Origin of the sequence: Herbiconiux dendrobii (genome assembly GCF_052048175.1) — a bacterium.
GTDB lineage: Bacteria > Actinomycetota > Actinomycetes > Actinomycetales > Microbacteriaceae > Herbiconiux.
In genome coordinates this window covers 862,655-884,502 of the sequence record NZ_JBLZQV010000001.1, presented here as the reverse complement: position 1 = coordinate 884,502, position 21,848 = coordinate 862,655, and the positions used below count along the sequence as shown (strand labels likewise).

Here is a 21,848-nt window from a genome sequence, read left to right as displayed (position 1 = left end):
CTTCTTCGTCCCGGTTCGGGGCGGGCGGTCGCCCGCCATGGGAAATTCCAGCCTAATCAGGGAATCGGAGACCGCACCCCGGCGTGTCGGGCTTCACCGGGAACGCAGGGGACGCACACTGTTCACACAGCGGTGGGTGCGAAGGGAGCAGCGATGATCGGGTGGAGACGGCGCGCGAAGGCGGCACGGGAGAGCACGGTCAGCCCGGAGCGCCTGTACGAGCTGGTCAGCCAGACCCTGATGGAGAACTTCGGTCCGCTCGGATCGTTCGCGATCACGCGGCGCAGCGCCGCCGACACCGACGACATCTTCCACACCGCGCTGGCCCGATCCGTGGCCCACGACATCGTGGCGAACCTCGCCGAGCACGGCATCACCGTGCGCACGAACCTCGGCCACGCCGAGGCCGGTGCGACTCCGGCCGCCGCATCCGCTCGCCTCGCGCCCGTCGAGCGCGTGTTCGTGCCCCGCGATCTCGCTCGCGCCGTCGCCTCGGCCACCACGCCGCGCACCGCCCCCATCGCCGTGCTGCCCGCCGCGGCATCCGTCGCCGAGACGCCCGCCGCCGCAACGGCCGCCTCCACCCCCGCCGTGCCCGTGGGCTCCGCTCCCGTGCTCGAGGGCCCCGACCCGCGCGACGACGACGCCCTGCGCGCGCTCGTCGCCCACCACGCCGAGGTCACCGAGGCCACCGCCCGCAACCACAACCAGGTGCGCTGGGTCATCTGACCTCCCCGCCGGGCACCCACGTGCTCGGCGGGTCGCCCTGCCGGGCCTGCGGCAGGGTCAGCCGATGGGAGTCCAGTCGGCGGGGCCTTCCGAGCCCGCCGGGTACTCCTCGAGGGGCACCTCGTCGGCCGCCCAGGCGGCGATCGCCGGGGCCAGGATGCGCCAGCCCTCGACCGCGGAGTCGCCGCGCACGCTCAGCGTCGGGTCGCCGTCGAGGATGCCCGCGAGCACTTCGCGGTAGGCCAGCAGCTGGCCGTCGCCGAAGGTGGCCTCCAGGCTGGCGCGCTCGAGCTCGTAGGGGTCTCCGGGACCGTTGATGTCGATCTCGAGCGACATCGCATCCGGAGCCAGGAAGATGCGCAGCACCGTGGGCGAGCTCTCCCCGGTGAGGCCCACCGGAACCTGCTGAGCCGGCTTGAAGGTCACCACGATCTCGCGGCGGCGCTGCCCGATCGCCTTGCCGGAGCGCAGCGTGATCGGCACGCCCTTCCAGCGCCAGGTCTGCACCTCGAGCGTGACCTCGGCCAGCGTCTCGGTCTCGCGCGCCGGATCGACACCCTCCTCGTCGGCGTAGCTCGGCAGCTCGCGGCCGTCGATGCTGCCGGCGGTGTAGCGGGCGCGACGGCTCGCGGTCTTCGGGTCGTCCTGCCAGAGGTGGGTGGCGCGCAGCACCAGCTCCTTCGCGTCGCGAAGGTCGTCTTGACCGAGCGTGGCGGGCGGCTCCATGGCGAGCACGGCCATCACCTGAAGCAGGTGGCTCTGGATCATGTCGACCAGCGCGCCGGCCTTGTCGTAGTAGCCGGCCCTGCCCTCCAGGCCCAGCTGCTCGTCGTAGACGACGTCGATCTTAGCGATGTGCCCGGAGTTCCAGAGCGGCTCGAAGATGCGGTTCGCGAAGCGCAGGCCGAGGATGTTGAACACCGTCGATCGGCCGAGGAAGTGGTCGACCCGGTGGATCTGGTTCTCCGGCACGAGCTTCGCCAGCTCGGCGTTCAGAGCGACGGCGCTCGGCACGTCGACGCCGAAGGGCTTCTCGAGGGCGAGCGTGAGCCCGGCCGGGAATTCGACCTTCTGCAGGGTGGTGACCACGGCGGCGGCGACCGCCGGCGGCAGCGCGAAGTAGATGGCCGGGGTGCCGGTGGCCAGGCCCAGCACGCGGGTGAGCTCCGCGGGGTCGGTGACATCGGCCTTGACGTACCGTGTGCTCTTCAGCAGGTCGTCGACCGCGGCTCCGGATGCCTGCACCTGGGCGAACGAGGCGGTGACGACCTCGTGCCACTTCTCGTCGCTCCAGTCGAGCCCACCGGCACCGATCAGCCGTAGCCGCCGCTCGGGCTGCGCCGTCAGGAGCTGCGCGAGACCGGGCAGCAGCAGGCGGGCCGTGAGGTCGCCGCTGGCGCCGAAGATGAGGAGCGTGTCTACCCGTTGTGTCATGTCTCTCACAGTAGCGAGGTGAGGTCTCTCGCAGTAGCAAGGTGGAGCGGGTGCGCAGATGAGGCGGATTGAGGCGGAACGGTGCGCACATGGGGAGCAGGGACGACCACCCGAAGGCCGCCCCTGCTCCCGATCATCGCGCAGGCATCGCAGCGGGTCTGACGAGGGACACCGCTGTGTATGGCGCGCACGCACGGCGCGGATGCTCGTTGCGCAGATGATCAGGCTGTGCGCCTGTGATCAGTCTGCGGCCCCCACCCGGCAGGGTGTGATGAGTACTTTCCACCTAATTTGCTCGGCCACTCGACGTCACCTCGGGCTCGCGCTATTGCCCGTACCGGTGGCGTAGTCGTCGTGATCCAGCTGCAGCTCGCTGAGCTCGGCCGAGAGCTCGCGCCGGCCGGCCACCCCGAGCTTCTTGTAGATGCGCGCCAGGTGGTTGTCCACGGTGCGCACCGAGATGCCGAACTCGGCGGCGAGCTCGGCGCTCGTGCGGAACGCCGCCGCCCCGGATGCCAGCTGCCACTCGCGATCGGTCAGCGGCGTCACCCGCGGCTGATCCTGTCGCTGCCGGCCCGCCATCGAGACCCCCGTGCGCACCGTCCAGGAGTCGGCCAGCCGGTGCGCCCGCGCCGCCTGCATCAGGTCGTCCCCGGCACGGTCGGCCGCCCAGCGAGCGGCGTCGATGGCCGGCCCGAGCAGCCCCGCCTCGGCCAGCTGCTTCGCGACCGGCAGCACGTCCTGCCGTGCCGCCACGGCCCGGGCGTGTGCTTCGCAGAGCGGGAACGCGTGGCGCGCCGCCGTCAGGTACGGCAGCATCACGGTCGAGCCGACCACGGGCTCGATCCGCACGCCCTCGTAGGCCACGAGAGCCGCCAGATAGCGGTGCCCGCCGTCGACCGCCTGCTGCAGCGCGGGAGCGAGGGAGCGGATGGCGAAGCCCGGCCGGCCGGACGAGGCCGAGACCCAGGCCCGGGCGAGTGAGGCGTACAGCTCCACCTTCGGATCGCGCACCTCGGCGGGCGTCAGCTGATCGAGCCAGCTGCGCGCGATCGCGAACCGGCCGGTGCGCGCGGCGATCGCCGCGGAGAGGGCGTCGGCGGAGGCGAGCAGGCCGGCGATGTCGCGCCAGACCAGGTCGCGGCGCCCCTCGATGATGAGCTTCCAGGCCCGGGCGGGCGATCCGGTGTGCAGTTCGATCATCGCGAGCGCGAACTTCCAGACGCCCTTGGCGCTCGGGTTGGACTCCTCGGCCCTGGCCAGGTTGGCGCGCGCCGCCGAGCGGGCCTGCAGGAAGCGGTCGGTGAAAGCGAGCACCAGAACCTCCGAGAGCTGCAGGAGGTCGCGGGCGTTGGGGAGCACGTCGCGAAAGCGCTCGCACTCCGCGAGCCCGCGCTGCACCGCCTCCTGGGCGAGCCGCAGGTTGCCTCCCATGGTCTGCAGCATCGCGGTCATGATCAGCAGGTTGAGGTCTCCCGAGGTCTCGACCGGGCCGAGCGCGCCGAGCGGATCGGGCACGGCATCCAGGTCGGCCGGCATCCCCTGACCCGCCATCAGCCGCCACTTCACCAGGTCGGACTCGATCAGCGCTCGGACCGCGGCATCGCCGAGCCGCCCGAGGACGGGCTCGGTGCGGATCACCGCGAGGTCGGGGCGCAGGGTGCGGAAGGCGAGGTGGTTGCCCTCCGCCTGGGCCAGTGCGGCCAGGAACTCCTCGTCGACCGGTCCCTCCTGGGCGTCGACGGCGGCCCAGGCGGCGGCGAAGTGATCGCTCGCCGCACGGATGCGGCCGATCTGCGAGAGGGCCTGCGCCTGCACGTACTCCCCGGCGGCGCGCAGCCGGCGGTCGTCGCCGGCGGTGGCCGTGGCCTGCTCGCCGAGCCGGATGGCCGTGGCATAGCGCTGCTGGCCGAGCTCCTCGCGGGCGAGATCGACGAGCGTCCACGGGGCGACCGGCTGGCCGGCGGCGAGCATCAGCAGAACCCGCCGCACGCGGTGCGCGGGGTACCCGTCGAGCATGTCGGCGCCGGCCGCGGCGAAGTCGCCCCGGTCGAGCTCGGTGACGGTGGCGAGCACCACGGCCGAGTAGAGCGGATGCGCGAGCCGCACCCACGTGCGCCCGTCGGTCAGGCGGGTGGTCACCAGCCCCATCGCCTCGGCACGCCGGGTCGCCTTCTCGGAGACGCCCGAGGTGCCCGCCTGTTCGACCGGGAGGTCGCCGGCCACCGCCAGCACCGTCATCAGGTCGTCGATCAGGAAGTCGCCCTGCAGCGGGTTCGCCGGGAGCGAGGCGACCAGCCCGGCGGACACATACGGCCACTGCTCGCGCCACGATCCGGCGTCGTCACCGAGTTCGCAGGCGCCGGCCGAGGCCTCGATCAGCTCCACCAGGGTGCGCACGCTGCCGGCCGCCAGACGCACCATCTCGGCGGCCGCGGCGTCGCCGACGCTCGGCCCGAGACGGTCTTTGACCAGCGAGTGGCCCTCGGTCGCCGAGAGCGGCGTGAGCTCGAACACCGCCGAGGCGTCACGCCCGAGACTCGGCGCCCCGACGACGGCGTTCTCCAGCCGCGCCCGCGTTCCCGGCTCGGCGATCGACTCCCGTCGCCGGGACACCACCATCGACGCCGACCCGCCCTGGCGCACCTGTTCGAGCACGCAGGCGCTGGCCGGGTCGAGCAGATCGGCGTCGTCGACCACCAGCACCACGTCGGTGCGGTTCAGCTCCCGGTGGAACCGGACCAGCGCGTGGTCGTCGGCCGGAACGCCGTCGGTGGGGCTGCCCGCGTCGGCCGCATCCGGCAGCGTCGCGAGAAGGGGTGCGAGCGCGCCCAGCGGCACACCCGAGAGATCCGAGCGGCCCCGCACCAGGTACACCGTGCGCTCCTCGGCGAGAGCCTCGGCGACCGCGTCCAGGAACGCGGTGCGGCCGGATCCGGGCTGCCCGGTGATGAGCACGCAGACGCCGGGACCCGAGCCCCGGAGGGTGAGGACGGTGCGCTTGAAGGCCCGGTCGCGACCGTGCAGACGCTGGCCGCGGACTCGGGGGGAGACGGATTTCGACGGGGACATGGGGATTCCTTCTGCGCCGCGACGGTGCGGGATTCGCGGAGACTCGGGTCGGAGAGCGAGGGTGACGCCCTGGGATCGGACAGTGCTGTTGAGTAGGTTTTACTCACGTTCTGAGCGCACTTCCGCTGTCTCGACAGGGTTTACGTAGCTCGATGCAGAGGGATACGTAGTGACCGCGCCGACCCCGTACGTGGCACGGCACCGGAGGAGCCCCTATCGTGGAGTCGTGACCACGACGACGGCCCGCCTCGTGCTGCTGCTGCGCATCTGCTACATCCTGGGCGCCGCACTGTTCCTGCTCGACGTCGTCTACGCCTTCGCCGCCCAGGGCTTCGAGATCCTGTTGACGGGCGACATCGCCGAGCACAGCCCGGCCGACAGCGTGATCGAGTGGATCGCCGTGATCGCCTTCGCCCTGGTCGCCCTCGGCGCCGTGCTCACCATCGCCGCGACGACGGGGGCGCACTCGCGCGCATCACGGTAAACCGCGATCGGCCTGCCATGATGGGGTGAAATGACCGAGATCAGCCAAGCGCAGGGTTCCGCCGCGGCGCGCGCCTCCCGAACCATCCTCGTGGGCTTCCTCGGCTCGATCGTGCGGCGGATGGGCAATTGGATGCCCATCGCCGGCGCCGTCGAGCTGATGGGCCAGTGCGGTCTCGACGAATCGAGTGTGCGGACGGCCATCTTCCGGCTGAAGCAGCGCGGCTGGCTGGAACCGGAGACCCGGGCCCGCGCCAAGGGCTACCTGCTGACCGAGCTGGCGCTGCAGTCGCTCGCGGCCGGCGACGAGATCGTCTGGCACGCCCGCCAGGCCGCCAACCTCGACGACGGCTGGTGCGTCGTGAACTTCTCGGTGCCCGAGTCCGCCCGGGCCAAGCGGCACAAACTGCGCGCCCATCTGGCCTCCCTGGGCTTCGGCAACATCGGCTCCGGCGTGTGGATCGCACCCGCCCGGATGCTCGACGCGGCCAAGCGGGCGATCGAGGAGCTGGAGCTCACCGGCCAGTCCGCGGTCTTCGTGGGCGACTACGCGGGCGGGCAGGATCTGGACTCGCTGCTGCGCAGCGGCTGGGACCTGCCGGAGATCGACCAGCGCTACCGCGACTTCATCGACACCCACCGCGAGCACGCCGAAGCGCTGGAGAGTTCGGGCGCCATCAACGGCGAAGACGCCTTCGTGACCTATGTCTCGGTGATCAACCAGTGGCGCAAGCTCCCCTTCCGCGACCCGGGTCTGCCCCGCGAGATCCTCGGCGAGGACTGGGCGGCGCCGGCCGCCGGCGTGCTCTTCGAGCGGATGGTGACGCTGCTGGAGGGCCGCGCCCTGGCCCACGCCGCGGCGCACTGGCCGTCCACATCCATCACTAACACATGACGATCGCCACGTTTCGAGAATATTAAACCTGTGCGCGGATCTTTCGCATCCGGGCCCGGGCGGCATACCGTGTGAGCGTCAGCCAGAACAGGAGCCCGCATGCCCAACCCGACCGGATCCCTCGCCCTCCCCGACTTCAAACTCGGCCTCTTCAGCCCGAACTGCTCGTCCGGACTCGCGGTCACCACCGTGCCCGAGCGCTGGTCGGGCAGCTGGGACGACAACATGGCGCTCGGCCGCCTCGCCGACGAGGTGGGGATCGACTTCCTGCTGCCGATCGCCCGGTGGATCGGCTACGGCGGATCGACCAACTTCCACGGATCCGTGCTCGACCCCGTGGCCTGGCAGGCCGGTCTGCTCGCGATCACCGAGAAGATCAGCGTGTTCGCCACCGTGCACACCGCCTTCAACCACCCGATCGTCGTGGCCAAGGCCCTCGCCACGGCCTCGCAGATCGGCCACGGCCGCGCCGGCCTCAACATCGTCGCCGGCTGGAACCAGCCCGAGTACGAGACCTTCGGCATCGAACTGCCCACCGACCACGACGCCCGCTACGCCCGCGCGCAGGAGTGGTGGGACCTCATCCGCACGCTCTGGGAGAGCGAGGAGCCCTTCGACTGGGACGGCGAGTACTTCAGCTCGAAGCACCTCGAGGGCTGGCCGAAGCCGCAGGGCGGGGGCGTTCCGGTGCTGAACGCCGGCTCGTCGAAGCAGGGCCGCGACTTCGCCGCCCGTAACGCCGACTACGCCTTCACCGTGGTGGGCGGCCCGGAGGACGGCGCCGAGATCGTGACCTCGATCAAGGCCGCCGGCCAGGCCGACCACGGCCGCGACGTGGGCGTCTTCACGCTCGGCCATGTGGTGTGCCGACCGACCCGCGCCGAGGCCGAGGAGTTCTTGCACTATTACGCCGACGAGAACGCCGACTGGGACGCCGTGGACAACCTGATGCGCCTGCAGGGCCTGCACGCGCAGTCGTTCACGCCCGAGATGCTCGAGATGTTCCGCGGCCGGTTCGCCGCGGGCCACGGCAGCGTGCCGCTGATCGGCTCCCCCGACGACGTGGCCGACGAGATCGCCCGCTACGCCGAGGCCGGCTTCTCGGGCATGACCATGAGCTTTCTGAACTACACCGACGAGCTCGGCTACTTCGCCGCCGAGGTGCTCCCGCGGCTGGAGAAGAAGGGCATCCGGCTCCCCCGCTGACCTCGGCTGCCGGGCCGGCCTCGCGGGCCGAGGTCCGTGCTCGCCCCAACGTCAGAGGGCGGGGGCGAGCACGGACGTACGCCAGGGCCGGGCCTGCTCGAGCTGTTCGGCCAGGTCGAGCAGCAGGTGGTCGGCGCCGTACGCTCCCACGAGCTGCACCGCGAGCGGGAGCCCATCGGTGCTGAAACCGGCGGGGATGCTCATCGCCGGCAACCCGGTCATGTTGGCCTGCGGGGTGAAACGCAGGATGCGGATGGATTCCTCGATGCCCGCGGCGCCCTCGGCGAACTGCCCGGCCGGTTGCGGCTGCAGCGGGAGCACCGGGCTGACGAGCACGTCGAAGTGCTGCCACCAGGACTGGACGCGCCGGCGGAACCCGTCGAACCAGCTCATCGCCTCCACGTGCTCGGCCGACGACTGCGACGCGGCCTTCTCGGCCCAGTGCTCGGTGATCGGATCGAAGCCCGCCTCGGCCGCCCCCGGGACTCCGGATGCGACGGCGGCGGCGACCGCGCGGTCCCGCGCGATCTTCGCGAAGGGCAGCAGGGCCTGGAACCAGTGCTCGGCGAAGTCGGGCGGGAACATCGCCGCCGGCCAGGCCTCCTCCACCGAGTGACCGAGGCCGTCGAGCAGCCGGCCGGTTCCGGTCACCGCGGCGGAGATCTCCGGATCGACGGCGTACACGCCCGCCGGATCGTGATCGAGCACGCCGATCCGCAGCCCGGTGGCGGTGCGCGGTTCTCCCCCGGCCGAGGACAGCGCGGGCGAGAGTACGGCGTCTCCGGGCTCTGCGCCGGCCAGCAGCGCGAAGACGGCACGGGCGTCGCGCACCGACTTCGTGAGCACCCCCGGCTGCGAGATGCCGTAGAGCGACTCACCCGCCGGCGCCCCGCTGATCGTTCCCCGGCTCACCTTGAGCGCCACCAGCCCGCAGTGCGCGGCCGGGTTGCGCAGCGAGCCGCCCCCGTCGGTCCCCTGCGCGAGGGCCGTCATCCCCGCGGCCACGGCGGCCGCCGCGCCTCCGGAGGACCCACCGGCCGAACGGTCCGGCTGCCACGGATTGCGGGTGAGCCCGTAGGCGAGGTTGCGGGTCTCGGAGTGCAGCCCGAACTCGGCCGAGTTGGTGCGGCCGATCGGCACGAAGCCGCCCGCCCTCAGCCGGCGCACGAGCGCCGAGTCGTGGTCGAAGGTGCAGCCGGCCCGCTTGCGCACGAGGCTGCCCTGGTGGTCGGGGTGGCCGATGGCGGCGGCCCCGAGATCCTTCAGCAGCACCGGCACCCCCGAGAACGGCCCGGGCGCGGCCGGCTGCCCCGCCGCATCCGGATCGAGATGGATCACCGCGTTGACGGCGGGATCCGCCTCCGCGATCCGGTCGAACGACAGTCCGATCAGCTCGGCGGGGGTGAGCAACCCGCTGCGCACCGCCTCGGCCTGGCCGGTGGCGTCGAGCGCCAGGAGGTCGGATGTCTCGCTCACCGGTCCGCCGTCTCGGCCTCGCGGTCCCAGCGCTCCACGGCAGCACCGCGCTTGCGCAGCTCGGCCTTGCTCACCTTGCCGTTGGCCGTGCGCGGCAGGTCGTGCTCGAAGACGATGAACCGCGGCACCGCGAACGGCGGCAGGTGGGGTTCGACGAACTCGATCAGCTCGCGCGGGTCGAGCTCGACCCCCGCCTTCACCTCGACCGAGACCTGCACCTCCTCCTCGCCGAGTTCGGAGGGCACCGCGTAGGCGGCCACGGCGGCGACACCGGGGTGCTGCAGCACGGTGGACTCCACCTCGACCGAGGAGATGTTCTCGCCCCGGCGCCGGATGATGTCCTTGATGCGGTCCAGGAACCGGAACCAGCCGTCGGCCTCGCGCACCACGCGGTCGCCGGTGTGGAACCAGAGGTCGTCCCACGCCTTGACCGTCTCGTTCGGCATGCCGAAGTAGCCGCGGGCGAGCGCGTAGGGCTGGTCGCTTCGGATGAGCAGCTCGCCGGGAACGCCGTCGGGCAACGGCTCGCCGTTCTCCGGGTCGATCACGCGGTTGTCGAAGCCGGGCACCGAGACGCCCAGGTAGCCGGGCCGCAGCTCGTCGACCGGAACGGCGATCGCGAGGTTCGTCTCGGTGGAACCGAAGGCGTCGACGAGGTTGACGCCGAAGCGTTCCTTGAACTCCGGCAGCATGCGCGCGGGCGTCGCCGGCGCGAGGGCGGCCCGAACGGTGTGCGGCACGAACTCGCTCTCGGGACGGTTGAGCAGGATGCCCACCATGGCCCCGAGCAGGAAGGTGAAGGTGGCGCCGCAGTCGGCGGCATCCTGCCAGAACCGGCTGGCCGAGAAGCGCCGCGCCACCACGAAGGAGGCGCCCGAGACGACCGCCTGGATGAAGGCGTTCAGCGCGTTGGTGTGGAACAGCGGGAGTGTGGTGAACAGCACGTCGTCGCGGGTGAAGCGCATGTGCAGCGTCTGGTTGCGGCCCCACCAGTAGAATTGCGCGTGCGGGCAGAGCACGCCTTTCGACGGGCCGGTGGTGCCCGAGGTGTAGAGGATGGCGGCGATGTCGGAGGGCGCGACCGCGGCGGCGTCGACCTCGCGGGAGATCGCCGGGATCGGCTCCACCGGCAGCGAGAGCACCCACGCGGCGCCGGCGGGGTCCTCCGCGGAGGCCTCGAAGCCCAGCACCCGCTCGATCCCCACCGGGTCGTCGAGCCGGGCGAACCCGGCCAGACCCTGCTCGTCGGCCAGCAGCAGGCGTGCGCCGCTGTTGGCCAGCGCGTGCCGCAGCTGCGGCGGCGTGAGGGCGGGGTTCAACGGCACGGCGACCGCGCCGATCCAGGCGGCGGCGAGGATCGTGTCCAGCAGCTCGAGCCGGTTCCCGGAGAGCATCGCGATCCGGTCGCCCACGGCCACCCCCGCATCGCTCAGCACGCCGCCGAGGCCGCGCACCACGCTCAGCTGCTCGGCGCCCGTGCGGGTCTGCGTGCCGGAGCTCAGCAGCAGCTCGTCGGGCATCTCGTCGGCGCGGCGCTGCAGCATCGCCGGGATGGTGCAGTCCGCCAAGGGGCGGTCCAGTTGAGGAATGCGAGTCATGGGGTTCCCTCGTTCTCGGTGTGTGCGGAGTTCTCGGTGTGTGCGGAGTCGTGGATGTGTGCGGAGCCGGGCAGATACACCTGCGCGGGAACGGCGGCCGGGTCGCCCGGCGAGCCGATGACGGTGACCGAGTCGCCCTCGGCGAGCGCTCCGGTGCTCGAGCAGACGACGGGCACGCCCCGGGCGCGCACCGAGGCGATGCGGAGCCCTCCGACCAGCTCGGTGACCTGCTCGACGACGCCGGGGCCGGCCGGCACGTCCTCGAAGCGATCGGCGCCACAGGCCCGGCAGGCCAGCCGCGGTGGGTAGACGACCGTGTCGCAGGCGAGGCAGCGCTGGAGGAAAGCCGGGGAGGGTCCGGATGCCCCGGCCGCCGCGCGGGCGCCGGCGCTCATCGGGCGGCCTCCAGCACGGCGACGTTCGCGCACGACCCGTACCGGTAGAGCACCATGCCGTAGCCGGTGACCACGCCGAGCCGCGCATCCGGAACCTGCCGCCCGCCCGCCACGCCCGCGAGCTGCCGGTAGGTCTCGACGAGCCCGTGCATGCCCGCGGCCGCCCCGGCCTGACCGGCCGAGAGCTGGCCGCCCGCCGTGTTCACCGGCAGCCGGCGGGTGCCGATGCGTTCGGCGAGGTCGCGTGCCGCATCCGGGGCCGCGATCGCCCCGAGGTCGATCAGCTGGGCGAGCGCCATCGCCGGGTAGTCGTCGTAGACGCTGAACACGTCCATGTCGTCGGCGCCGAGGCCGGTGCGCTCCCAGGCGCGCGGGGCGGCCTGGACGAGACCCGTCGTGAGGCCGTCGCCGTCTTGGTCGTCGACGCCGATCGTGGTCTCCACCGCCAGCACGCGCACGGCGCGGCCGCCCTCGGGGCTCGGCCCGTGCGCCGCGGTGAGCACCACGGCATCCGCCCCGCTCACCGGCGGCACGCAGTCGTAGCGGCCGAGCGGCGGGGCGACGAGCGGCGCCTCGAGGTACTCCTGCAGGCTGAGCGGGCTGCGGTAGACGGCGCCCGGGTTGAGCCCCGCCCACTCGCGCTGCGCGGTGACGATGTGCCCGTAGTCGCGCCGGCTGAGCCCGAGCGCGCTCATCTGCCGCTGGGTGAGCAGGGCGAACAGGGCGTTCGGCCCGGTCGCCGGCAACGGCACCAGGTGGTCTTCGGTGGCCCGGTTGTAGTGCTCGACCAGCATCCGGAAGGCTGCGGCATCCATCCGGTCGCCCGACACCAGCACGATCGTGGAGGCCTGGCCCGAGCGGATGGCGAGCTCGGCGTGCTGCAGCAGGTTGAGGGCGCTCGCGCCGCCGTTGGTGTCCTCCATCAGCCAGCGCAGCGGGCCGAGGCCGGCGCGCCAGGCGAGGTCGACGGCGTGGTCGGGGCCGAGGGTGAAACTCGAGACGCCGAGCCCGTCGACGTCCGACCAGGCCAGTCCCGCCGCCTCGACCGCCTCGCGGGCGGCGCGGACCAGCAGGGCCGCGGTGGTGACGTGGGGCTCCGGATGCCGGGTGTACGGCGTCTCGGCCACCCCGGCGATGAAGACGGAATCACTCATTCCCGATCCGCTCACCATCAGGTCAGGTTGACGAAGACGCTCTTCGTCTCGGTGAAGGCGTCGATCGAGTACGAGCCCATCTCGCGGCCCCAGCCGCTCAGGCCGATGCCGCCCCACGGGGCCGCGGGGTCGATCAGCGGGAGCTGGTTGACGAAGACGGTGCCCGCCTGCACCTCGGCGGCCACGCGGTGGGCGGTGCGGAGGTCGTTGGTCCACACCACGCTGGCGAGACCGTAGGCGGAGTCGTTGGCGCGCTCGATCGCCTCGTCGAGGTCGCGGAAGGAGAAGATCGGGATGACGGGGCCGAACAGCTCCTCACGGGCGACGGCCATGTCGTCGCGCACGCCGGTGAGCACGGTCGGGCGGTAGAAGCATCCGGAGGCGAGGTCTCCGTCGGCGCGCGAGCCGCCGGTGAGCAGGGACGCTCCCCCGTCGACCGCCGCCCGCACGGCGGAGTGCACCTTGTCGAGCTGCTCCTCGGAGATGAGCGGGCCGAGCACGGTGGCGGGGTCGCTGCCCGGGCCGATCACGAGCTGTTCGGCGGCGGCGGCGATCTTCTCCGAGAACTCCGCCAGCCGCGACTCGTGCACGTAGAAGCGGGTGTACGCCCCGCAGGCCTGGCCCGAGTTGAAGGCGGCTCCCTGGAGGTTGCCCTGCACGGCCGCGTCGATGTCGGCATCCGCCGCGATGATGCTCGGCGCCTTGCCGCCGAGCTCGAGCGAGACCCGTTTGAGGTTGCCGGCCGAGGAACGCACGATCTCCTGGCCCACCTCGGTGGATCCGGTGAACGAGACCTTGCCCACACCGGCGTGCGCCACGAGCGCCTTGCCCACCTCGGGGCCGCCGGTGAGCAGGCTCACCACGCCCGGCGGGAGGCCGGCCTCCTCGCACAGCTCGGCGAGCTTGACCGTGGAGAGCGGCGTCTGCTCGGCCGGCTTCAGGATGGCGACGTTGCCGGTGGCCAGAGCCGGTGCGAGCTTCCAGGCCGCAATGGCGAAGGGGACGTTCCAGGGGGTGATGAGCGCGGTGACGCCGATCGGCTCCCGCAGCGTGTAGGTCAGCTGACCGGGGATGGAGACCTGCGTGGTCTTGCCCTCGAGCTTCGTGGCGGAGCCCGCGTAGTACCGGAAGACCTGGGCGCCGAGGGGCACGTTGACGTCGCGGGCCATGCCGATCGGCTGCCCCGAGTCGTGCACCTCGAGCGCGGCGAGCTCGTCGGCGTCGCGCTCGATCAGCTCGGCGACGCGCCAGAGCAGGCGGCCCCGGGCGTCGGGGGTGAGGTCCCGCCACGCGGGAGACCGGAAGGCCTCCCGCGCGGCACGGACCGCGGCGTCGACGTCGTCACGAGTGGCCTCGGCCGCCGAGCCGATCACGACGCCGGTGGCCGGGTCCCGGGTGTCCCGGGTACCGCCGTCGCTCGCGTCGGCCCAGTGGCCGCCGATCAGGAGCCGGGTGGATCCGCTCATGCCGTCGTCGCCTTTCTTCAGGTGGTTCTGTGGATCGGTGGTTCTGTGTGCCTGTGGTGCTGTGGTGCTGTGGATCGGCCCGTCGGGACGGACGGCGGCTGCCGCTACTCGACCAGCGGGATCGTGTCGAGCGTGTACACGCGGTCTTCGGGGGCCACGTAGTCGGCCAGGTTCTCCTTGGTCCAGAAGGTGGCCTCGACGATCAGGTCGGCGGGCTCGCCGTCCTTCAGCAGCTCGGCGGCCTTGACCATCGCCCAGCCGGTGGCCGGCGGGTTCGGGTCCCAGCTCCCGGTGAGGCGTCCCTGCTCGACGGCCTGGATGGCATCCGCGTCGCCGTTGATGCCGATCGTGATGACGCCGTCGTTCGTGCCGTCGTAGATGCTGCCGCCGGCCTGGGTGACCGCCGAGGAGGCGCCGAGTGCCGAGGCGTCGTTGTACGACCAGATGGCGTCGACGTCGGGGTACTGCAGCAGCAGGTCGGAGACGAGCGAGGCGGCGGTGGCGCTGTCGTCGGCCGTGTTGTCGGTCTGGTTCACGATCGTGATGCCGGCCTTCTCGGCGGCCGCGGTGAAGCACTCGACGGTGGCGGTGATGGACGCCACGGGCGGCCCGCCGATCACGATCACCTTCGCGTCGGGCTTGGCGTCGGCGATGTACTGAGCGGTCTGGTCGGAGGGCCCGCCGTCGATGCAGACGTGGGTCTGCCACCACACGGTGCCGTCGAACTCGTCGGCCTCGCTGTTCAGGCCGATCAGCTTGACGTCCTTCTCGGCGGCCTGCGCGTAGGCGCTGCGCAGGGCGTTCGAGTCGAGTGCCCACAGGCCGATCGCGTTCACGCCGAGCTGCAGCATGGTCTGCACGTCGGAGACCTGCTTGTCGACCGAGAGGTTGGCATCCAGGATCTCGTTGCTCCAGCCGAGCTCGCCGGTGGCGGCGCCGATGGTCTCCGCGATCTGCTGCTGGCCGGGCTGCGCACCGACCGGGGTCGAGTATCCGAGCTTCCACGCGCCGGAGGCGCTGTCGCCGCTGCCGGTGTCGGCGGTGGTGCCGCCGCTGCAGGCGGCGAGCAGCAGGGCGGCGGGAACCAGTGCGGCGATGGCGACCGGTGTCTTGAACTTCATGTCGAACGACCTCTCTTCAGGGGATGTGAGTTGGTGCTTTCGGGTGTGGAGCTTTCGGGTGGTGCGGGGCTCCTCGGCCGGTTTTCGGGCGTGCGGATGCACGGCACCGGCACCCGAGGAGGGTCTGGTGGGCTGGATGGTGCGGAACGGGCCGGGTGTCAGCCGCCCTTTCGCACGGTCGCGACGAGCGCTTCCGCGGTGCGCTCGGCGACGGCCATCACGGTGATCATCGGGTTGACGCCGGGCGCGGTGGGCAGCGCCGAGGCGTCGCCGATCCACACCCCGGCGGTGTCGTGCAGCTGCCCGCGGCCGTCGGCCACGGAGACGGCCGGGTCGGCGCCGAGCCGACACGAACCCATCTGGTGGGCCGACATCGCGAGGTAGTCGCGCGGCGGCTCGGCCGCGAGCGCCTCCAGGAACGCCTCGAAGTCCTCCCCGTCGCGCCAGCGCAGGTCGCGCCACAGGAAGGTGAAGATCTCCTTCGCCCCCGCCGCCCGGTGCATCCGTGCGAGTTCCTGATGGGCGCGCACGCCGACCCGGTAGTCGATGTCGTCGTCCAGATCCCAGATCAGGGCGGCGCGGCCCTCCTCGTCGAGCACGACCCGGCCGGCGCCGTGGTCGTGCGCCACGCCGTGCCAGGTGGCGTAGCGGTCGAAGGAGCGCATCCGGTCGCGCGCCACGCGGCCCTCGGCGAGCGGGCTGAGGCCGGCCCAGCTGCCGATGTTGAGCGAGAGCGATTCCACGAGGAAGCCCTCACCGTCGACCACCTCGGTGAGGTCGAAGCTCACGGCCGACTGGATCTGGCCGTGCCAGGCCTCGATGGCCTCGTCGTAGACGCCGGTGACGATCCAGGCCGGGTGCAGGCGCAGGTTCTCGCCGACGGCGGGACCGCCGATGCCCGAGCGCAGCAGCAGTGCGGGCGACTCCATGCCTCCCGCCGCCACGACCACGGTGGGGGCGTCGACGCGCAGCGGCCGCGGCCCGTCGGTGGTCTCGATCGTGCCGGTGACCCCGGTCGCCCGGCCGTCGGCGGCCGTGACCCGGTCGATCCAGGCGTCGGCGAACACCCGGGCCCCGGATGCGACGGCGTCGTCGAGGTAGGTCACCACGGTCGAGGCGCGGAAACCCTGCTGGTGCGTGCATCCGTCGGCGCAGAACGGGCAGAACTCGCTCACCCCGTCGGCCACGAAGTTGCGCGGCAGGCGCTCGTGCGCGTAACCGAGCTCGGCGAGCCCCGTGATCATGGCGCGGGTGTTCGCATTGTGGTGCGAGGCCTCGGTGTTCACGCCGAGCCGGCTCCAGACCCGGTCGAGCTGGGCCTCGAACTCGGGGCCGTCGAGACCTTCGAGGCCCTCGCTCGCCCACAGCTCACGGATCTTCTGCGGCGGCCGCAGGCTCACCATGGAGTTGATCAGGGTGCCACCGCCGACGGCCGATCCGGCCAGGATGCCCATCTGCCCGGTCTCGGAGAACAGACCGCCACGGCCGAGGAACACCGCGCCGCCCTCCGACCCGTGCTGGGTGCGCTTGGCGTCGACGATGTGCGGGCCGGCGTCGAGCACGATCACCGAGAGGCCGGCCTGGGCGGCGCGAGCGGCGATGACGCCCCCGCCCGCTCCGGATCCCACCACCACGACGTCGGCGCTGAGCACCACCTCGTCAGCCGGCTCGGGCGTCTCGACCCGCAGGTTCTTCGGCGTCTCCCCCGGGGTGGCCGGACGGTAGGCCAGCGGGCCGTAGCCGAGGGCGGGCCAGACGGGGTTCACGCCGGTCTCGTCGACGGCGTTCACGAAGGTGCCCATGGCCATGCTCTTCAGCTGCCGCACCGCGTTGCGGTGGGTGAGCGAGGCGTCACCGGCGGCGCGCAGCATCGCGATCCGGGCATCCGGATCGGCGGCCGCGGCGGGGTCGAGGAACCCGCCGGCCACGAGGTGCTCGGCGAGCGAGGCGATCGCCCGGCGCAGGGTGGCGTCGAGGGTCGGCACCGCGGCGGCGACGGCGGTGTCGATGCCCCGGGCGACGGCGCCGTCGCGGTAGTAGGCCTCGAGCACCGGATCGCCGATCGCGTCGGCCGCCGGCTCGAGCGAGGGCAGCAGGGCGTCGCAGACGGCCCGGACGACCTCGTCCTGGGTCTCCCGCGCGATGAGGGCGGGGGTGAGGGTGTGCGTGTCGGTCATCGTCATCGTCCTTTCCGTCCGAATCGCAGCCAGCCGTACTGCCGCGCCACTCCGAGGGCGACGGCGAGGATGAGCACGATCCCGTTGACCGCGCCCCGCCAGAAGGAGGAGACGCTCGTGAGCGTCAGCCCGTTCTGGATGATGCCGAGGAAGAGCACGCCGAGCACCGTGCCGCCCACCCCGCCCTCGCCGCCGGTGTAGGCGGTGCCGCCGATCAGCACGGCGGCGATGACGGTGAGCAGCAGCGTGGCGTCGAAGGTGGGCGCCGCCCCGGCGAGCCGGCCCACCTGCACGAGCGAGGCGAGCGCGGCGGTGAAGCCCACGATCACGTAGACGAGCATCGTGGTGAGCCGCACGTTGATGCCGTTCAGCCGGGCCGCCTCGGCGTTCGATCCGACCGCGTAGATGCCCCGGCCGAACTTCGTGAAGCGCAGCACCACCGCGGTGATGACGATCAGCACGATGTCGAACAGCAGGATGAGCGGGATGCCGAGAACCTGGCCGAGCACGAAGTCGTTCACGAAGGCGAAGCCCGGGAAGTCGAAGACGTTGATGGTCTTGCCGTCGTTCAGCAGCAGCGCGATGCTGGCGAACAGGGAGGCCGTGCCCAGGGTGACCACGAGGAACGGGATGCGGGCGTAGCTCGTGAGCACGCCGTTGAGCAGGCCGAACACGAGCCCGGCCAGCAGGGTCACGGCGATCGCCGGGAGGGCGTCGGCGCCGCTCTGCAGCATCAGGCCGAAGACCATGCCGGTGGCCGCGCTGGCCGCCACGAGCGAGAGGTCGAGCCCGCCGGCCAGCAGCACGAAGGTGGCGCCGAGGGCGAGGACGAGGGTGACGCTGTTCGCACCGACCAGATTGGTGATGTTGCCCCAGGTGAGGAACACCGGCTGGGTGACGGCGAGGATCACCGTGAGGATGACGATGCCGGCGATGGCGCCGGTCGCGGGCCCGGTGGCGGCCGCGATGCGCGACCAGACCGGGCGTCGGGCCGGGGGCGCCGGCTTCTCGTCGACGCGCTCCAGGAGTGTCTCGTTCATCGTGTCCTTCCCGCGCCGGCTGTGACGCCGGTACTGATGTCGTCGGAGCCGGTCGTGATGACCGCGGAGGGGTGCTCGCCGGGGCGGGTGCCGCTCACGGCGTACGAGCCGAGCACCTCTTCCGTCAGATCGTCGCCGGAGACCACGGCCCTGATCGCGCCGTGGTGGAAGACGGCGACCCGATCCGAGAGGCCGATCAGCTCGGGCAGCTCGGAGGAGATCAGCACCACGGCCGCGCCCTTCTCGGCCAGCCGCTGGATGTAGCCGTAGATCGCGCTCTTCGAGCCGACGTCGACGCCGCGGGTCGGCTCGTTGAGCACGTAGACGGGGCATCCGCGGGCGAAGGTGCGGCCGAGGATGGCCTTCTGCTGGTTGCCGCCCGAGAGCAGCGTGATGCGCTTGTCGAGCGAGGAGGTCTTCACGCCGTAGTCGGCCACCACCTGCGAGACGTCGCGGCGTTCGGCGCCGACGCGCACGAAGCCGAACCGCGTGATGGTGTCCAGCCACGCCAGGCTGATGTTCTCCGCCACGCTGCGCGGGGGCAGCAGCGCTTCGCGGCGCCGGTCGTCGGGCACGTAGCCGACACCGGCCGCGATGGCGCGGCGGGGGCTGCCGAGGCGAACCGGCCGGCCGGCCACCCGCACGTCGCCGCGGGCCGGGACGGCGCCGCCGAGGGCCATCGCGAGCTCGGCCTTGCCCGATCCCACGAGCCCGGCCACCCCGAACACCTCGCCCGCCCGCACATCGAAGTGCGTGGGCTGCAGAGCCCCGTCGGCCGTGTGCAGGCCGTCGACCTCGAGCACCACCCCGGCGAGGGCGGGCTCGCGGCTGCCGTAGTAGTCGAGCAATTCGCGCCCCACCATCATCCGCACCAGTTCGTGCTCGGCGGTGGCGGGCAGCGGCGCTTCGCCGGCCAGCGCGCCGTCGCGCAGCACCACGGCCCGCGAGCAGCTGGCGTAGAGCTCGGGCATGCGGTGGGTGATCATGAGCACGGCGACGCCGCGGGCGGAGAGCCCGGCGACGATGTCGAGCAGGCGCAGCGTGGCGCCCTCGGAGAGCGAACTGGTGGCCTCGTCGAGGATGAGCAGACGCGCACGGGTGGAGATGGCGCGGGCGATCTCCACCTCCTGCTGCAGCTCCACGCTGAGCGAGTCGACCCGGCGCTCGACGTCGATGTGCACCCCGAGCTCGGCCAGCACCTCGGCCGCCCGGCGGCGGGTCTCCGGCCAGTCGATGGCGCCGCCGCGCCGGGGCAGCCGGCCGAGTAGCACGTTCTCGGCCACCGTGAGGGTGGGGGCGAGGGTGAGCTCCTGGCTGATCAGCACGATGCCGTGCTCGAGGGCCGCGTGCGGGTTGGCGAGCCGGCGCTCGACGCCGTCGACCAGGAGGCGGCCGCCGTCGGGCTGGTAGAGGCCGCCGACGATCTTCGAGAGGGTCGACTTGCCCGATCCGTTCTCGCCGGTCAGCGCCAGCACCTCGCCGGCACGGATCTCGAGCGTCACGTCGTCGAGGGCGAGCACTCCGGGGAAGCGCTTGACGAGGTTCTCCACCCGGATGAGGGCGGGCTGCGGGTCGGTCACGATCGGCTCCTCTCGACTTCCGCGGGCAGGCCGGCCAGGAAAGGCAGCACCACCGCGGCGACCTCGGCGCTCTTGTGCTCGAGCAGCGGGATGGTGCCGCCCTCGATCACGGCCACCTGAACGGCCACGGCATTCACCAGCGCCTCGGCGACGCGCGCCACGTCGGGCAGGGCGAACGGATCCTCGGAGGCGCCGATCACGAGGGCCGGCGCGCTCACGAGCCCGATCCGTTCTTCCATGCTGTAGCGGGCGCAGGCCAGGTGTCCCTCGGCGGGCACGACCCCGGGGGCGAGGGCGTCGCGGATGAAACGGTCCAGCAGATCCGGCCGCGCACCGGGGTAATAGGGAGCGCGCAGCTGCCACAGCGTGATGAGGTGCGATCCGTCGTCGGCGATGTCGGCCTCGTCGACGCCCGGGCCGTTCGCGTGGGCCGCGCGGTAGGCCGCATCCGTGTAAGCGGGCGAGGAGAGGATGACGGCGCTCACGCGCTCCGGATACGCCGCAGCCAGCTCGATCGCGACGACCGCCCCGGTGTGATGCCCCATCACCGCGAACCCCTCGAGCCCGAGCGCGTCGGCGAGCGCCACCGCTCCGGCGGCGAACTGCTCGATGCTCTGCGGCCCCTCGGGCTTGGCGCTCTGGCCGAAGCCGTACATGTCCATCGCGATCGCGCGGTGCCCGGCCGCGGCGAGCATCGGCAGCAGCTCGGCGTACTCGTCGAGCGAACGCGGCGTCTGGTGCAGCAGCAGCACGGCCGGTCCGTCGCCCGCCTCGGCGTAGTGCAGCTGGCCGAGCGCGGTGCGCGCGTAGCCGTACTGCACCAGGGACGACCCGGCCGCCTGCCCGATGACGCTGGTCATCGCCGGCTCCCACGCAGGCCGCGGCTCTCCAGCCTCGGCAGCACCTCCTCGACGAAGAACGGAAGCTCGTCGAGGTAGTTCATGAAGCTCAGGGTGATGCCGGCGAACCCGGCGTCGGCGTAGCGCTGGATGAGGTCGGCCACCGTGTCGGGGCTGCCGATCAGCGGTGCGCTGCCGTAGCCGGCGGCGAAACGGCCGCGGAACGTGCCGAGCATCTCGGGCGTGAAGGTCTTGGCGTGCAGGCCCTGCAGGCGCATGGCGTTGTCGATGCCCTCCCAGTCGGCCTGCTCGTCGGCGTAGTAGTGCAGGAACTCCTCGGCCTCGGCGTCGCTGGGCCGGCACACCACGTGGGTGAGGGTGATGGCGCCGGTCTCGCGGCCCCGGGCACGGGCATCCGCCGTCACCGACTCCACGATCGGCGCGCCGTCTTCGGGCGCGCCCACCACGGTGAACACGAAGTCGGCGTTGCGGGCGGCGTACTCGCGGCCCTGCGCCGAGGAGCCGGCGTTCAGCACGGGCGGCAGACCGCCGTACGACTTCGGCTTGCCGAGCACGTGCTCGAGCGAGTAGTGCTCGCCGTGCCAGTCGAAGGGCTCGTCGCTCGTCATCGTCTTCTGCACGATGTCCCACCACTCCTGGGCGAGGGCGTACCGGGCGTCGTGCTCGCTCGGCAGGTCGACGCCGAACATCTCGTACTCCGGCTTGTTCCAGCCGGCCACGATGTTGATGCCCGCGCGGCCGTGGCCGATCTGCGAGTTGGTGGCCAAGGCCTTCGCGGTCACCACGGGGTGGTTGAAGGCGGTGTGCACGGTGGCGAACACGCCGATCTGCTCGGTGACGGCCAGGAGGCCCGCCTGCCAGGAGAGCGGATCGAGGATCTCGCCGTGGAAGTCGGTCTCGCCGCCGTAGCCGATGAAGCGGGCGATGGGCAGCAGGAAGTCGATCCCGGCGGCGTCGGCGGCGATCGCCAGGGCCCGGTTGTCGTCCCACGAGCCCGACCAGCGCTCGGGCGCCTTGGTCATCGCGAGGCCTCCCGGGGAGTTGGCGCTGAACAGGCCGAGCTGGAAGTCGTTGCCGGTGCCACCTGAGCGTAAGTGCTTCATGACACGCAATCTTTACGGTCGATCCGGAAGGTGACTAATGCGTAAACGGGAACACTATG

Annotated in this window: 17 protein-coding genes; 4 read left to right on the top strand and 13 right to left on the bottom strand. The window is 72.0% G+C overall.

Translation table 11 applies throughout. The features are described 5' to 3' along the window. The first annotated feature begins 153 nt into the window (after positions 1 to 153). The gene (locus ACN4JJ_RS04080) at positions 154 to 729 is read left to right on the top strand and encodes a hypothetical protein (protein ID WP_440708624.1); all 576 of its coding nucleotides are present in this window, start codon (positions 154 to 156) and stop codon (positions 727 to 729) included. A gap of 57 nt (positions 730 to 786) precedes the next feature. Here the strand turns inward: ACN4JJ_RS04080 and ACN4JJ_RS04075 are convergent, their stop codons facing one another. Then, positions 787 to 2,163, bottom strand: a complete 1,377-nt coding sequence (locus tag ACN4JJ_RS04075) for a glucose-6-phosphate dehydrogenase (protein WP_440708623.1) — start codon at positions 2,161 to 2,163, stop codon at positions 787 to 789. Positions 2,164 to 2,472: 309 nt separating this feature from the next. Then, the gene (locus tag ACN4JJ_RS04070) at positions 2,473 to 5,235 is read right to left on the bottom strand and encodes a helix-turn-helix transcriptional regulator (protein ID WP_440708622.1); all 2,763 of its coding nucleotides are present in this window, start codon (positions 5,233 to 5,235) and stop codon (positions 2,473 to 2,475) included. 226 nt (positions 5,236 to 5,461) lie between these two features. Here ACN4JJ_RS04070 and ACN4JJ_RS04065 point away from each other — a divergent pair, with 226 nt between their 5' ends. The 3 genes from ACN4JJ_RS04065 (at position 5,462) to ACN4JJ_RS04055 (ending at position 7,819) form a co-directional block, all read left to right on the top strand. Beyond that, positions 5,462 to 5,719, top strand: coding sequence for a hypothetical protein (locus tag ACN4JJ_RS04065; protein ID WP_440708621.1), 258 nt, complete (start codon positions 5,462 to 5,464; stop codon positions 5,717 to 5,719). A gap of 30 nt (positions 5,720 to 5,749) precedes the next feature. Next, entirely contained in the window at positions 5,750 to 6,613 is an 864-nt protein-coding gene (locus ACN4JJ_RS04060) for a PaaX family transcriptional regulator (RefSeq protein WP_440708620.1), read from the top strand. Positions 6,614 to 6,712: 99 nt separating this feature from the next. Beyond that, entirely contained in the window at positions 6,713 to 7,819 is a 1,107-nt protein-coding gene (locus ACN4JJ_RS04055; protein ID WP_440708619.1) for an LLM class flavin-dependent oxidoreductase, read from the top strand. A 51-nt stretch (positions 7,820 to 7,870) separates the two neighbouring features. Here the strand turns inward: ACN4JJ_RS04055 and ACN4JJ_RS04050 are convergent, their stop codons facing one another. From ACN4JJ_RS04050 to ACN4JJ_RS04000, 11 genes are all read right to left on the bottom strand, one after another. Then, positions 7,871 to 9,295: an amidase gene (locus ACN4JJ_RS04050; protein ID WP_440708618.1), complete on the bottom strand. Its 1,425-nt coding sequence runs from the start codon at positions 9,293 to 9,295 to the stop codon at positions 7,871 to 7,873. Next, complete coding sequence (locus tag ACN4JJ_RS04045) at positions 9,292 to 10,893, bottom strand: AMP-binding protein (protein WP_440708617.1); 1,602 nt, start codon at positions 10,891 to 10,893, stop codon at positions 9,292 to 9,294. Before ACN4JJ_RS04045 ends, ACN4JJ_RS04050 begins: the two co-directional genes overlap by 4 nt. After that, positions 10,890 to 11,288, bottom strand: coding sequence for a zinc ribbon domain-containing protein (locus tag ACN4JJ_RS04040; RefSeq protein WP_440708616.1), 399 nt, complete (start codon positions 11,286 to 11,288; stop codon positions 10,890 to 10,892). The genes ACN4JJ_RS04045 and ACN4JJ_RS04040 overlap by 4 nt, the downstream gene beginning before the upstream one ends. Next, complete coding sequence (locus ACN4JJ_RS04035; RefSeq protein ID WP_440708615.1) at positions 11,285 to 12,442, bottom strand: thiolase family protein; 1,158 nt, start codon at positions 12,440 to 12,442, stop codon at positions 11,285 to 11,287. Before ACN4JJ_RS04035 ends, ACN4JJ_RS04040 begins: the two co-directional genes overlap by 4 nt. A 17-nt stretch (positions 12,443 to 12,459) precedes the next feature. Further along, a complete protein-coding gene (locus tag ACN4JJ_RS04030; RefSeq protein ID WP_440708614.1) occupies positions 12,460 to 13,908 on the bottom strand; it encodes an aldehyde dehydrogenase family protein in 1,449 nt (482 codons plus the stop codon). 104 nt (positions 13,909 to 14,012) lie between these two features. Next, complete coding sequence (locus ACN4JJ_RS04025; protein ID WP_440708613.1) at positions 14,013 to 15,029, bottom strand: sugar ABC transporter substrate-binding protein; 1,017 nt, start codon at positions 15,027 to 15,029, stop codon at positions 14,013 to 14,015. Positions 15,030 to 15,187: 158 nt separating this feature from the next. Next, positions 15,188 to 17,206, bottom strand: coding sequence for an FAD-dependent oxidoreductase (locus ACN4JJ_RS04020; protein WP_440708612.1), 2,019 nt, complete (start codon positions 17,204 to 17,206; stop codon positions 15,188 to 15,190). A gap of 2 nt (positions 17,207 to 17,208) precedes the next feature. Next, positions 17,209 to 18,246, bottom strand: coding sequence for an ABC transporter permease (locus ACN4JJ_RS04015; protein ID WP_440708611.1), 1,038 nt, complete (start codon positions 18,244 to 18,246; stop codon positions 17,209 to 17,211). After that, complete coding sequence (locus tag ACN4JJ_RS04010; protein WP_440708610.1) at positions 18,243 to 19,826, bottom strand: sugar ABC transporter ATP-binding protein; 1,584 nt, start codon at positions 19,824 to 19,826, stop codon at positions 18,243 to 18,245. Before ACN4JJ_RS04010 ends, ACN4JJ_RS04015 begins: the two co-directional genes overlap by 4 nt. Continuing rightward, the gene (locus tag ACN4JJ_RS04005; protein ID WP_440708609.1) at positions 19,823 to 20,686 is read right to left on the bottom strand and encodes an alpha/beta fold hydrolase; all 864 of its coding nucleotides are present in this window, start codon (positions 20,684 to 20,686) and stop codon (positions 19,823 to 19,825) included. Before ACN4JJ_RS04005 ends, ACN4JJ_RS04010 begins: the two co-directional genes overlap by 4 nt. Further along, positions 20,683 to 21,789, bottom strand: a complete 1,107-nt coding sequence (locus ACN4JJ_RS04000) for an LLM class flavin-dependent oxidoreductase (RefSeq protein WP_440708608.1) — start codon at positions 21,787 to 21,789, stop codon at positions 20,683 to 20,685. Before ACN4JJ_RS04000 ends, ACN4JJ_RS04005 begins: the two co-directional genes overlap by 4 nt. Between the last annotated feature and the right edge of the window lie 59 nt (positions 21,790 to 21,848).